This is a genomic window from Duganella sp. AC917 (assembly GCF_979258245.1).
Map to the genome: position 1 here is coordinate 1542128 of NZ_OZ409848.1, position 13250 is coordinate 1555377.

At 59.2% G+C, this 13250-nt stretch carries 11 protein-coding genes and 1 pseudogene; all 12 read right to left on the bottom strand.

What is annotated here, in order from left to right; genetic code table 11:
* Window positions 1–15: 15 nt before the first annotated feature.
* The 12 genes and pseudogenes from ACZ0BA_RS06865 to ACZ0BA_RS06920 all read right to left on the bottom strand — a co-directional run bounded on the left by ACZ0BA_RS06865 (window position 16) and on the right by ACZ0BA_RS06920 (window position 13234).
* Entirely contained in the window at window positions 16–1512 is a 1497-nt protein-coding gene (locus ACZ0BA_RS06865; protein WP_463450577.1) for a DUF2345 domain-containing protein, read from the bottom strand.
* Window positions 1513–2511: pseudogene (locus tag ACZ0BA_RS06870) on the bottom strand (type VI secretion system Vgr family protein).
* Between the two features lie 220 nt (window positions 2512–2731).
* Window positions 2732–2872, bottom strand: coding sequence for a hypothetical protein (locus ACZ0BA_RS06875; protein WP_463450578.1), 141 nt, complete (start codon window positions 2870–2872; stop codon window positions 2732–2734).
* A 125-nt stretch (window positions 2873–2997) separates the two neighbouring features.
* Window positions 2998–4083 carry an Imm71 family immunity protein gene (locus tag ACZ0BA_RS06880; RefSeq protein ID WP_463450579.1) on the bottom strand — a complete coding sequence of 362 codons (1086 nt, stop codon included), beginning with the start codon at window positions 4081–4083 and terminating at the stop codon, window positions 2998–3000.
* 306 nt (window positions 4084–4389) lie between these two features.
* Window positions 4390–4827 (bottom strand): hypothetical protein, encoded by a 438-nt coding sequence (locus ACZ0BA_RS06885; RefSeq protein ID WP_463450580.1) that lies wholly within the window; start codon window positions 4825–4827, stop codon window positions 4390–4392.
* Window positions 4828–4941: 114 nt separating this feature from the next.
* A complete protein-coding gene (locus ACZ0BA_RS06890) occupies window positions 4942–5457 on the bottom strand; it encodes a hypothetical protein (protein WP_463450581.1) in 516 nt (171 codons plus the stop codon).
* 5 nt (window positions 5458–5462) lie between these two features.
* Window positions 5463–5609, bottom strand: coding sequence for a hypothetical protein (locus tag ACZ0BA_RS06895; RefSeq protein ID WP_463450582.1), 147 nt, complete (start codon window positions 5607–5609; stop codon window positions 5463–5465).
* Complete coding sequence (locus ACZ0BA_RS06900) at window positions 5610–8360, bottom strand: type VI secretion system Vgr family protein (protein ID WP_463450583.1); 2751 nt, start codon at window positions 8358–8360, stop codon at window positions 5610–5612.
* A gap of 52 nt (window positions 8361–8412) precedes the next feature.
* Window positions 8413–8991, bottom strand: a complete 579-nt coding sequence (locus ACZ0BA_RS06905) for a hypothetical protein (RefSeq protein WP_463450584.1) — start codon at window positions 8989–8991, stop codon at window positions 8413–8415.
* Window positions 8966–9955 (bottom strand): hypothetical protein, encoded by a 990-nt coding sequence (locus ACZ0BA_RS06910; RefSeq protein ID WP_463450585.1) that lies wholly within the window; start codon window positions 9953–9955, stop codon window positions 8966–8968. Before ACZ0BA_RS06910 ends, ACZ0BA_RS06905 begins: the two co-directional genes overlap by 26 nt.
* Window positions 9952–12603 (bottom strand): type VI secretion system Vgr family protein, encoded by a 2652-nt coding sequence (locus tag ACZ0BA_RS06915; protein WP_463450586.1) that lies wholly within the window; start codon window positions 12601–12603, stop codon window positions 9952–9954. Before ACZ0BA_RS06915 ends, ACZ0BA_RS06910 begins: the two co-directional genes overlap by 4 nt.
* A 52-nt stretch (window positions 12604–12655) precedes the next feature.
* Window positions 12656–13234 (bottom strand): hypothetical protein, encoded by a 579-nt coding sequence (locus tag ACZ0BA_RS06920; RefSeq protein ID WP_463450587.1) that lies wholly within the window; start codon window positions 13232–13234, stop codon window positions 12656–12658.
* Window positions 13235–13250: the final 16 nt, after the last annotated feature.

Sequence of the window (13250 nt, forward strand, 5' to 3'; positions counted from 1 at the left end):
CGTGCGATTAGGGCGTCAGCGGCGCAAGAAGCTGCTGCCTTGCAGTGCCGCTTTCTTCAAACATTCAAGGCAGATCGTGGTGCTCGCACTAGGCAGGGCAGGTAAGGAGGCTGCACTGCTGCCGCCGCCCTGGAAGATATGCTGTCCACCCTTGACCGTGAAGTTTCCCGGGCAGGCGAACGTGATATTCCCGCCCTCCAGCGTCACCGACGATTGACCGGCCTGCAGCACGATCTTCTGGTTGGCCTTGACTTCGATAACGTCGTTAACCGACACGATCGTGATCGCCTTGTCGGCCAGAATCTCCAATTGATCCGTATGCGCCTGCAGCGACACCGGCCCGTTGGCCGCGATCGCCTGAATGCCGCCGGCGTGCGTGAACAACCCCGTCGCGTTGGCCGACACCGACGCCACTGTGAAGGCGACCGCCATGTGCATGTCGGACTGCGTGGTCCACTGCAATTGTCCACCCGCGAACAGCACCGTGGAAGCGGGCGTGGCCCAGTTGATGCTGGCCGGCGCTTCCATCAGCACCACCGGCTGGCCGAATTTCTCCACCGGCGCACCGCTGTCGAGATCGCGCGCGCCTGCCGTGGCCTTGAGCGGATCATGCCCGCCGACGGCGCCCTCGAATTTCCCTTTTTGCTCCGGATCGATCTGCGTGATGAAGTCGATCTGCGCCTGATTGGCATCCTTGCTGACGAGTGCGTTTTGCTGCGTGGAGGCGTCGGCCAGATTCTTGCTCAGTTCGGAGGCGGCGCGCAGCAGGCCGGTGGCCTCCGCGCTGTCGAGTTGGGTCGAGGTGACGCCGGCGCCTTGCTGCGCGCGCGCGGTGGCCGAGATCAGCATGCCTTCGCCCGAGCGCAGCACGCCCCAGGCACCGGTGCGCAGCTCGAACCCTTGGCCGCGATAGTTGCCGCGCTGCGCCGAGCCTGGCGTCTGCTGCACCAGGTAGCCGAGGTTCAGCTGCGTGGCGGCGCTCGACGTGGCCAGGCGCGTGCGCAGCTGGCCGGGCGTGTCGTCGACCACCCACTGGTTGTAGCCGCCGCCGCCGAAGTTATTGCTGTGCATGCCGGAGATGACGCCGGCGTGGTTGATGTCGGTATCGGCGCCGGCCGAGAAGGGCGGGGTGTCGGCGCCGGTGTAAAGCTGCGCGACCACCAGCGGTCGGTCCATGTCGCCTTCGATGAAGTCGACCAGCACTTCGGTGCCGATGCGCGGCGTGAACTGCGAGCCCCAGTTGGGGCCGGCCAGCGCTTCGGCCACGCGCACCCAGGTACCGGAGCCGTCGTTGCCTGGGGCGTTGCCCTTGTCGTCGGTGTTGTGCGGCAGGCCGCCTGCGTTGGCGCCGGCGCCGCGTTGCCAGGCGAACCGGATGCGCACCTGATGCTCGCGCGTGGTGGTGTTGATGGCATCCGGCAGGCCGACCACCAGCGCCGTCTGCGGTCCCAGCGAGGCGCCGTTGAAGCGTTCGGCAGCCGCGCGCGGGACGATGGCGACTGTGTCGCGCACTCAGGCGAAGCGGTTGCGGTAGGTGCCCGCTTCCAGTTGCGCGCCGGCGAACTTGGCCAAGGTGGCGAGTCCGGCCTTGGCTGCGCCGATCAACTTGCCCAGGCCGCCCAGCGCCGGTTCGACGTTGTTGCGTCCCTCGTGCTCGACCCATAGCGCGGTGAACTTGTTGGCGCCGTCGGCATAGTGCTCGTGCTGGGTCAGCTGGAAGCCGTGGCCGGCCGCGAGGCGGCGTACCGAACCCTGGCCTTCGAACAGTTTGTTGTCAAGCTCCAGCGCTTGTAGCATCAGGCGGCTGTGCGGATCGGCGGCGGCGCTGTCGGCGTGGCGCCGCTCGCTGCCGTCGTAGATCGACAAGGCGGGCAGTTCGCCGATGTCGAGGCTGGTCGTTTGCCCGGCGGCCGGGGCCACCAGTTGCGTCTGGTCCCAGCTGCTGATGATTACCGCGTTGGCCTAGATGCGGCGCAGCGCGTTGAATTCGTCGATGGCGTCGTCGCTGTCGGTGGCGCGCACGCCGTGGAAACGCAATACGCTGCCGCCCACGGTCTCTGGCGCGACGGCTTTGCTGTCGAAGAACACGACCTTGTGCTTGGCCTGCTGTTGGCCGCCTTCCGGTTCGGCGCTGCCTTCTTCGGCGTCTTGGTCGTGTTCGAAGCGCCAGCTCAGGCCTTCGGACGCCAGCACCCGTTGCAGGAATTCGAGGTCGCTCTCGCGGTACTGGGTCCAGATCGGCCGCGCGACGAGGGTTTGCGTGATGTCGAATTCGAAGCGCACCTGCTTGTAATCGGCCAGCAGTTCGGTGATCAAGTCTTGCGCGTTCTTGTCCTGGAAGATGTAGCTGTCGCGGCGCAGGCCCAGCAGGGCCAGGCCAGGCTCGAGCCGCAGCCGGTAGCGCGCCAGGCCGCCGTCGACGCCCAGCCAGGCGGCGTCGGTGCAGATGCCGTGCCAGGCGCGGCGCGTGCCGTCGGCCTGCAGCAGCTTGAGCGTGATTTCCTCGCCGATAAACCGGCCAGCTCGAGGTTGTTCGAGGTGCTGAGCGCGTCGATGTCGAAGCGGAACAGCTCGTTGACGGCCTCGCGCCCCGTGAAGCGCTCGGGCATGAGGGACTCGGGCAGCGTGGAGTCCTGCGCGCTGGCCAGCGTGATCAGGCGCGCATGCTGGCTCAGGCCGGTTCCGAACAGCCCGTCCACCAAGGACGAGCCCGGCAGGTCGGGCAGGCTCATCACGGCAAGGTGATGGTCAGGTTGGCTTGCTTGGGCGCGAGCTTGACCACGTCGTTGTACGCGGCCATGCTGGTTTCGGTGCCATGGCCCAGCGTGCTGCGCAAACCGATGTAGCCAAGCGCGCCGATCAGCGCGAACACCGAGCACAGCACCCTTGCCTGAGCTAAGGCGCTATCGGTATGTACGGGCTGAGCGAATAGTGGTTGAGGTTCGCACGCAGCGGCGAACGTACTCAAGAATAAGTGTACTACGCCAATGCGCGGCCTCATTTGATAGCTAACACCCATCGCACTTCGCGGCCTTGATGCAGCGGAAGCCTTTCGCCTTTAGCTAGAATGACACTTGCTGTCATATCGAATTCGACTAGCCACGTACCACGAATCGGCACTGCTGCTCCGCTCTCGGCCCACATAATTTCTTCGGATACGCCGACGGAGGGGCTTTGCACTTGTACATTTTTAGGCTCATTGAAGCGATAATGCGGTTCTTTTGCTGGGACTGTTCCGTCGCTGTAGCGGTCGTCGCGCCAAAGCAAACGCCATGTGGCATCTTGCTTGACACTGTCATTAGCGGTTGCCACTTTTATTTGCGGTGCCTTTGAGCCACTATGCAGATAGTTCATAGCGCCGATAATTTTAAACGGAGGTTGTGGCTTTGGCGCGCCAGTGAAAATACTCAAGAATGAGGGTTTTGTCGGAGACCTCTCAATTGGCTCCCAAATGCCTGAGGCGGGTGTATATTCGTTTGTGTGAACAAATAGGTTATCACGCGGGTCAGGAACTAATTCCAGTTCATCAGGAAAAGGCAATTTCTTCAGCTCGTTTTTTAGCCAAGTATTATCAAGAATAGGCGCCGGCGCGCCAAGGTAATGCGGTTCCAAAATTGGCATAGCGCATTCTCGCCAAGCCAGGCATGTGAAGGACAGCGTCTCGCAAAACTCCACCCAGAATGGTGTATGAACTTCGTCGATACCATTGTCTCCCAACTCTATCCGGTGAAGCATTTCTGACCAGTGAAGAAGAATGCGCGATGCCATTGCGAATTCACCACTGGCGTCGAATTTGAATACACGTTTATCGCCTTTCCCCAGGCTTAAAACGCCTTCCTCGCAGTGCGCTAAGCCTTTTAAAATGAGCGCATAATCGCTTTGCGGAAGAGAAGTTTTATCGCCCCAACCTCGATCATCGGCATCGCGTACGCTCTTCTCAGTAGCGTCTGCCCAAGATGTATAGAATTCAAAAATACGACGCCATGCCGTTACAGAGCTGACTTTCTGCAGCCAGTAAAAAATCTGACGGCGCTCGATATCTGATGGCACCAGCACAGTGCCGTCTAGGTTTGGTTTGTTCATGGGTATATGGTTACCTCTTTGTTTTCCTTCGATGCCTGCTCTCGGCTGCCGACGCGTGCGGTTTGAGTGGTGGTGGTCCCAGGAGCACTTAGGTTGCCCCATATACCATTCGCGTCGGCCCAGCCAATTTTATAGAAAGTAAATTCGAGTCCTGAGACGGGATCAACGAGCTAGTTCGTCTTTGCACCTGCTGCGAAGTTTTGGCCAACCTCACTCAGGGCCTCTTTGAAGGGTTTTTCCAGATAGAACAGTGCTTGGGTTGCTCCGCCGGGAAGGTATTGTCCTGGAATTTTTTTTCCGAATTGTTCAGAGACCGTACCCACCACCGCTTTTGGGCCCTTTATTTCCAACTATTCGGGCTACTACAAAGAAGCCGTCACCATTGAAACTGTCTAGCACGGGCGCCAGTTCCCTCCATTCTTTAGCGGTCTTTGGGGCAGGTCCTAAGCCCCACCATGCGCCGCCGGCAAATGATTCGCGTACAGTAATACCATGAGTTTTCACTTCCGGCCCAAAGAATCGAAAGATTTGCTCCCCGTCCTTAAGTTGCCGATTAACCATTTTGCCAGAAAACGCTGCTACGTCCGCATATTGACCTGCCGCGTCGACGAAACCAAGCAGGTCTGGATAGCCGTCCTCATGTTTATAAAGCTTAGCGATTTCATCCGGATCAGAAGCCGAAGCAGGATTTTGCTTGAATCCTCCGCGAGAGCTTCTCGCTGGCAAAACCCCGTCTTCAATCATCCGCCGTTCCTCAGCCCGGGTCGCGACCCGCTCGCCAGTGGCAACCTCATGCAATGCCAGGCGGCTGGTGTTTTCACCGCCCGAACGGATGAAGGCCTGAATTTCGCGCAGCTGTTAGTCAAGCTCCTTCACCGCAATCGGGATCATTTCGTTGCCCTTTTGCTGTACGTTCGCAATGCCCGCACGAAGTGATGTTACGTGGTCCTTCAGAGATGGGAACGATGAAATCTTGTCACCGGCTTTTGCTAATATTTTGTCTAGCGTCGTCGTCAATAGCTTTAACTTGCCAAGTATTTCCGCTGTATGATCGCCAATGCGCAGCCCGAGCAGCCACTTCTCGGCATTCTTTACGCCAATACGGTTCAGAAACTCGACAACTTCTTGTGCACCGGCGCGCATGTGCACTATCTTGGCCGCGCCTGTCAAACGAGTCACCTCCTTGGCGACCTTGAGGATAATCCGGCCGACACCTTTGACCACGCCGCCGAATACTGGTATCAACGCGAACAGCAATACAACGAGCAGTACCCACTCCCACTTGGAGTTGCGTTTCTCCTCGCTTGTGGACAGGCCGATGATCACCGCGATCAGGTCACGCACCGCAGTTGCGTCACCAACCAGCGGGATCATGCCAATCACTGTATCGACAACAATTTGAGTGATGCTTGCTTTTCGTTGAAGGCGCCTTGGACGGTTCCCCAGGTCCAGCTTCCAACATCGGCACAGACCGCCTTGAACTTGCTCAGCGTCCAACCGGCTGGAGGATTTTGTATTTCGCTCATTTACACTTGTTCCTTGTCCGGCCCCGGTACGGGACTTGTCGCTGCCGTTTCAGGTTTAAAATATTTGTCGATCAGACTGTCTATTTTTGCATCCGACGGAGCGGGATCGTAATTGGGCATCGGCGTGTTGTCGACACGCTCAAACGCGCCGGGCATCGGGCTAAAACTCACTTGGGCAGAGCCGCCGGGAACATCGGGAATGACCGCACGGCCTTGCGCATCCAGCTTGCCCTTGCGTTCGGTGCCGTCCGCCAGTTTTACGAAATAGTCCGCACCCGCAAGGGGTTGATCGTCGTGATAGCGATGATCGAGATACAGGGTATTGAGAGGCAGGTTACCCTCGGGCAGCAGCGGCATCATGGCTGGGGCACTGGCACCTCCATCGAAGATATGCTGTCCGCCCTTTACCGTGAAATTCCCCGGGCAGGCAAACGTGATGTTTCCACCTTCCAGCGTCACCGACGATTGCCCCGCCTGCAGCACCATCTTCTCTTTGGCCTTGATCTCGATGACGTCGTTGACCGAGATGATCGTAATCGCCTTGTCGGCCAGAATCTCCAATTGGTCCATGTGCGCCTGCAACGACACCGGCCCGTTGGCGGCAATCGCTTGGATACCACCGGCGTGCGTGAACCACCCTGTCGCGTTAGCCGACACCGACGCCACAGTGAATGCGGCCGCCATGTGCATGTCGAACTGCGTGGTCCACTGCAACTGCCCACCGGCGAACAGCACGGTGGAAGCCGGTGTGGCCCAGTTGATGCTGGCTGGCGCTTCCATCAGCGCCACGGGCTGGCCGAATTTCTCCACGGGCGCACCGCTGTCGAGATCGCGTGCGCCGGCCGTGGCCTTCAGCGGATCGTGCCCGCCGACGGCGCCCTCGAATTTCCCTTTTTGCTCCGGATCGATCTGCGTGATGAAGTCGATCTGCGCCTGATTGGCATCCTTGCTGACGAGCGCGCTTTGCTGCGTGGCTGCGTCGGCCAAATTCTTGCTCAGTTCGGAGGCTGCGCGTAGCAGGCCGGTGGCCTCCGCGCTGTCGAGTTGGGTCGAGGTGACGCCGGCGCCTTGCTGCGCGCGCGCGGTGGCCGAGATCAGCATGCCTTCGCCCGAGCGCAGCACGCCCCAGGCATCGGTGCGCAGCTCGAATCCTTGGCCGCGATAGTTGCCGCGCTGGGCCGAGCCCGGCGTCTGCTGCACCAGGTAACCCAGGTTCAGCTGCGTGGCGGCACTCGACGTGGCCAGGCGCGTGCGCAGCTGGCCCGGCGTGTCGTCGACCACCCACTGGTTGTAGCCGCCGCCATCAAAGTTATTGCTGTGCATGCCGGAGATGACGCCGGCGTGGTTGATGTCGGTGTCGACGCCAGCCGAGTAGGGCGGGGTGTCGGCGCCGGTGTAAAGCTGCGCGACCACCAGCGGACGGTCCATGTCGCCTTCGATGAAGTCGACCAGCACTTCGGTGCCGATGCGCGGCGTGAACTGCGAGCCCCAGTTGGGGCCGGCCAGCGCCTCGGCCACGCGCACCCAGGTGCCGGAGCCATCGTTGCCTGGGGCGTTGCCCTTGTCGTCGGTGTTGTGCGGCAGGCCGCCTGCGTTGGCGCCGGCGCCGCGTTGCCAGGCGAACTGGATGCGCACCTGATGCTCGCGCGTGGTGGTGTTGATGGCGTCGGGCAGGCCGACCACCAGCGCCGTTTGCGGTCCCAGCGAGGCGCCGTTGAAGCGCTCGGCGCTGGCGCGGGGCACGATGGCGACCGTGTCGCGCACGCAGGCGAAGCGGTTGCGGTAGGTGCCCGCTTCCAGTTGCGCCCCTGCGAACTTGGCCAGGGTGGCGAGGCCGGCCTTGGCGGCGCCGATCAGCTTGCCCAGGCCGCCCAGCGCAGGTTCGACGTTGTTGCGTCCCTCGTGCTCGACCCACAGCGTGGTGAACTTGTTGGCGCCGTCGGCATAGTGCTCGTGCTGGGTCAGCTGGAAGCCGTGGCCGGCCGCGAGGCGGCGCACCGCGCCCTGGCCTTCGAACAGTTTATTGTCCAGTTCCAGCGCTTGCAGCATCAGCTGGCTGTGCGGATCGGCGGCGGCGCTGTCGGCGTGGCGCCGCTCGGCGCTACCGTCGTAGATCGATAGCGCCGGCAGCTCGCCGATGTCCAGGCTGGTCGTCTGCTCGGCGGCCGGGGCCACCAGTTGCGTCGGGTCCCAGCTGCTGATGGTTACCGCGTTGGCCTGGATGCGGCGCAGCGCGTTGAATTCGTCGATGGCGTCGTCGCTGTCGGTGGCGCGCACGCCGTGGAAGCGCAGCGCGGCGCCGCCCACGGTCTCGGGTGCGGCGGCTTTGCTGTCGAAGAACACGACCTTGTGCTTGGCCTGCTGTTGGCCGCCTTCCGGTTCGGCGCTGCCTTCTTCGGCGTCCTGGTCGTGCTCGAAGCGCCAGCTCAGGCCCTCGGAGGCCAGCACCCGTTGCAGGAATTCGAGGTCGCTTTCGCGGTATTGGGTCCAGATCGGGCGCGCTACCAGGGCTTGCGTGACGTCGAACTCGAACCTCACCTGCTTGTAATCGGCCAGCAGTTCGGTGATCAGGTCTTGCGCGTTCTTGTCCTGGAAAATGTAGCTGTCGCGGCGCAGGCCGAGCAGGGCCAGGCCCGGTTCCAGCCGCAGCCGGTAGCGCGCCAGGCCGCCGTCGGCGCCCAGCCAGGCGGCGTCGGTGCAGATGCCGTGCCAGGCGCGGCGCGTGCCGTCCAGCTGCAGCTTGCTACCCATGCTACTTGCTAAGTGTTCTTATTCGAACATAGCAGGTCCCGATGCTAAAACATTACTGTAACAAAAACTTCCCGTTTTCTATAGTCAAAGTATGATTTTTGTCATCTGGATTAGTCAGCCACCGAAAGTTAATAGCATGCTTTTCCTGATCAATGGAAATGGCTTTTAAAATATCATCGCCGTGGTCCGTATCTAGTGCAATGGATTTGAGGCAGCTTTGTAAAAGGAAGTCATCCCGCAACGCTATTTTTTTTCCGTCAAAATCAAGTAGTACAACGTGGTCTTCGTATCCTGATCCACAGTACCCGGAAGACTGAGGATTCTTTGACGGGATTCTGGCTATTAAGACCAGAGAATGGCTCGAACCCATCATTTGTGAAAATAGAGGTAAAACTTCATCACTTTGCTGTATTATTTTTTTTGTGACTTTGTCGAGTGCACTTGAATTGACGACTAGGCTGCACTTTTCAGTATTTTTGTTTTTTGTTTCGCCTACGCAAATCGTCTCTTTTCTTTCTAGCTCGAATGACAATGGGCGTTCTGCCGCGGTTGCTGAAACTATCTGAAATAACAATATAAGCGTAAGAATGATACGAGATTGAGGCTCACTGACTGTTAACGTGGTCTGCATAACACACTCCTGAGTATTTCCAAAGTCTTTCAGCTTTTGGTGGCGGGCTTTTGTATTCATCTTTATCCCGTTCGTGAAGTTCACTCTCGGTTTTCCCTTTGTTTTCTTCTTTTGTCATATCCCAACCAATATTGCCGGTCTTTGAATCGTCAAGAATATCGGGATCGCGAATCCACACTTTGTTTACCTCGTCCCAAACATGATAATTGCCGCCATTCCAAAGGGACCAAGTCTCTAGTTTTAATTGTTCATCGGTATACGTCCGTTTTTGCTTTGATAAATATTTCTTGGCGATTTCTTGTTTGGACTTGTAGAGGCCGGCGCCACCTTTGATGTTTTCTTTCCAATTCCAAACCTGCTCAAACGTCGGAGCAGGATTTGTCATTTGTGTCATTCCATAACCGCCATCGAAAGCGACGACAGGATAGCCATCTGCGTTAATAAAGTTCTTAAACTTACTCTCTTGCGCCAACAACTTGTCGAACCCTTTGACATCTTCCAAAGTGGCAAGAAATGTTTTCACTCGCACTTCGTCAGGATTTTTCGCGAGAATATATATGGAACGCTTAAAGACATCTGCGCCGACCTTGACCTTGACGGTTAACGTCCCGCCGATTACCTGCCCGAGATCAACTAGCCAAGTCTTGCTATCATTGGAGAAGGTAGCAGTCTTTGTGAAAGTTTTGAGAACTTTTCCGCGTTTTGCCGACTCTTTTAGACCGCTGACATTCGCGGGCCATGATAGTAACCAGGTCCATTCGTATGGACCGGGCTCGATAGTTTCTATTTCAAAGGTGATCGACGGGAACTTGGCGTCTTCATCTATATGAAATTTTTCTCCAGACTTGGGTTGCACCCATTTTCCGATGTCTTCCAGAACAATGGTCTTTACAAGCGAACCCTTCTTTTTATTGGTAGTCGCACCTTTGCCAGTTGCTGTTGGCTTCGGCTGTGGTTTTATCATACTATTTCTCTCCCGCTAGCATCAGAGAATATTTCTATTTCTAGCTCCATCGCTGTTTTTGTGTGAACTCGCTGTGTTAGGCCGTCGGAATCGCTGACTCCCGTCCATTTTTGCCCGTCGGACGAGGTAATCACATAGTTACGGTTTGCCAATGGTGTGACTCCATCAGCGTCCACGAGATGAAACTGCTCATCGAATGACCCGGGCATGTCGATAGACATTGGTGCCAGCATATTCGCAGGCAGTCCAGCGAGATCGGCTGGCTGGCTGGCGCCACCTTGGAAGATATGCTGTCCACCCTTGACCGTGAAGTTGCCAGGGCAAGCGAAGGTAATGTTGCCACCCTCAAGCGTCACCGAAGATTGCCCCGCCTGCAGCACAATCTTCTCTTTGGCCTTGACCTCGATGATGTCGTTGACCGACACGATCGTGATCGCCTTGTCCGCCAATATTTCCAGTTGATCCGTATGCGCCTGCAACGACACCGGCCCGTTGGCCGCTATCGCCTGAATACCACCGGTGTGCGCGAACAACCCTGTCGCGTTGGCCGACACCGACGCCACGGTGAACGCGGCGGCCATGTGCATATCGGACTGCGTGGTCCATTGCAGCTGCCCACCGGCAAACAGCACGGTGGAAGCCGGTGTGGCCCAGTTGATGCTGGCTGGCGCTTCCATCAGCACCACGGGCTGGCCGAATTTCTCCACGGGCGCACCGCTGTCGAGATCGCGCGCTCCTGCCGTGGCCTTCAACGGATCGTGCCCGCCGACGGCGCCCTCAAATTTACCTTTTTGCTCCGGATCGATCTGCGTGATGAAGTCGATCTGCGCCTGATTGGCATCCTTGCTGACGAGCGCGTTTTGCTGCGTGGCGGCGTCGGCCAGATTCTTGCTCAGTTCGGAGGCGGCGCGCAGCAGGCCGGTGGCCTCCGCGCTGTCGAGTTGGGTCGAGGTGACGCCGGCGCCTTGCTGCGCGCGCGCGGTGGCCGAGATCAGCATGCCTTCGCCCGAGCGCAGCACGCCCCAGGCATCGGTGCGCAGCTCGAACCCTTGGCCGCGATAGTTGCCGCGCTGGGCCGAGCCCGGCGTCTGCTGCACCAGGTAGCCGAGGTTCAGCTGCGGGGCGGCACTCGACGTGGCCAGGCGCGTGCGCAGCTGGCCCGGCGTGTCGTCGACCACCCACTGGTTGTAGCCGCCACCGTCGAAGTTATTGCTGTGCATCCCGGAGATGACGCCGGCGTGGTTGATGTCGGTGTCGACGCCGGCCGAGTAGGGCGGAGTGTCGGCGCCGGTGTAAAGTTGCGCGACCACCAGCGGTCGGTCCATGTCGCCTTCGATGAAGTCGACCAGCACTTCGGTGCCGATGCGCGGCGTGAACTGCGAGCCCCAGTTGGGGCCGGCCAGCGCCTCGGCCACGCGCACCCAGGTGCCGGAGCCGTCGTTGCCGGGGGCGTTGCCCTTGTCGTCGGTGTTGTGCGGCAGGCCGCCTGCGTTGGCGCCGGCGCCGCGTTGCCAGGCGAACTGGATGCGCACCTGGTGCTCGCGCGTGGTGGTGTTGATGGCGTCGGGCAGGCCGACCACCAGCGCCGTTTGCGGTCCCAGCGAGGCGCCGTTGAAGCGCTCGGCGCTGGCGCGGGGCACGATGGCGACCGTGTCGCGCACGCAGGCGAAGCGGTTGCGGTAGGTGCCCGCTTCCAGTTGCGCCCCTGCGAACTTGGCCAGGGTGGCGAGGCCGGCCTTGGCGGCGCCGATCAGCTTGCCCAGGCCGCCCAGCGCCGGTTCGACGTTGTTGCGTCCCTCGTGTTCCACCCACAGCGCGGTGAACTTGTTGGCGCCGTCGGCATAGTGCTCGTGCTGGGTCAGCTGGAAGCCGTGGCCGGCCGCGAGGCGGCGCACCGAACCCTGGCCTTCGAACAGTTTGTTGTCGAGCTCGAGCGCTTGCAGCATCAGCTGGCTGTGCGGATCGGCGGCGGCGCTGTCGGCGTGGCGCCGCTCGGCGCTGCCGTCGTAGATCGATAGCGCCGGCAGTTCGCCGATGTCCAGGCTGGTCGTCTGCTCGGCGGCCGGGGCCACCAGTTGCGTCGGGTCCCAGCTGCTGATGGTTACCGCGTTGGCCTGGATGCGGCGCAGCGCGTTGAATTCGTCGATGGCGTCGTCGCTGTCGGTGGCGCGCACGCCGTGGAAACGCAATACGCTGCCGCCCACGGTCTCTGGCGCGACGGCTTTGCTGTCGAAGAACACGACCTTGTGCTTGGCCTGCTGTTGGCCGCCTTCCGGCTCGGCGCTGCCTTCTTCGGCGTCCTGGTCGTGCTCGAAGCGCCAGCTCAGGCCTTCGGAGGCCAGCACCCGTTGCAGGAACTCGAGGTCGCTTTCGCGGTATTGGGTCCAGATCGGCCGCGCCACCAGCGTTTGCGTGACGTCGAACTCGAACCACACCTGCTTGTAATCGGCCAGCAGTTCGGTGATCAGGTCTTGGGCGTTCTTGTTCTGGAAGATGTAGCTGTCGCGGCGCAGGCCGAGCAGGGCCAGGCCGGGTTCGAGCCGCAGCCGGTAGCGCGCCAGGCCGCCGTCGGCGCCCAGCCAGGCGGCGTCGGTGCAGATGCCGTGCCAGGCGCGGCGCGTGCCGTCCAGCTGCAGCTTGCTATCCATGCTACTAGCTAAGTGTTCTTATTCGAACATAGCAGGTCCCGATGCTAAAACATTACTGTAACAAAAACTTCCCGTTTTCTATAGTCAAAGTATGATTTTTGTCATCTGGATTAGTCAGCCACCGAAAGTTAATAGCATGCTTTTCCTGATCAATGGAAATGGCTCTTAAAATATCATCGCCGTGGTCCGTATCTAGTGCAATGGATTTGAGGCAGCTTTGTAAAAGGAAGTCATCCCGCAACGCTATTTTTTTTCCGTCAAAATCAAGTAGTACAACGTGGTCTTCGTATCCTGATCCACAGTACCCGGAAGACTGAGGATTCTTTGACGGGATTCTGGCTATTAAGACCAGAGAATGGCTCGAACCCATCATTTGTGAAAATAGAGGTAAAACTTCATCACTTCGCTGTATTATTTTTTTTGTGGCTTTGTCGAGTGCACTTGAATTGACGACTAGGCTGCACTTTTCGGTATTTTTGTTTTTTGTTTCGCCTACGCAAATCGTCTCTTTTCTTGCTAGCTCGAATGACAATGGGCGTTCTGCTGCAGTTGCTGAAACTATCTGAAATAACAATATAAGCGTAAGAATGATACGAGATTGACGGTTACTGACTGGTAACGTGGTCTGCATAACACACTCCTGAGTA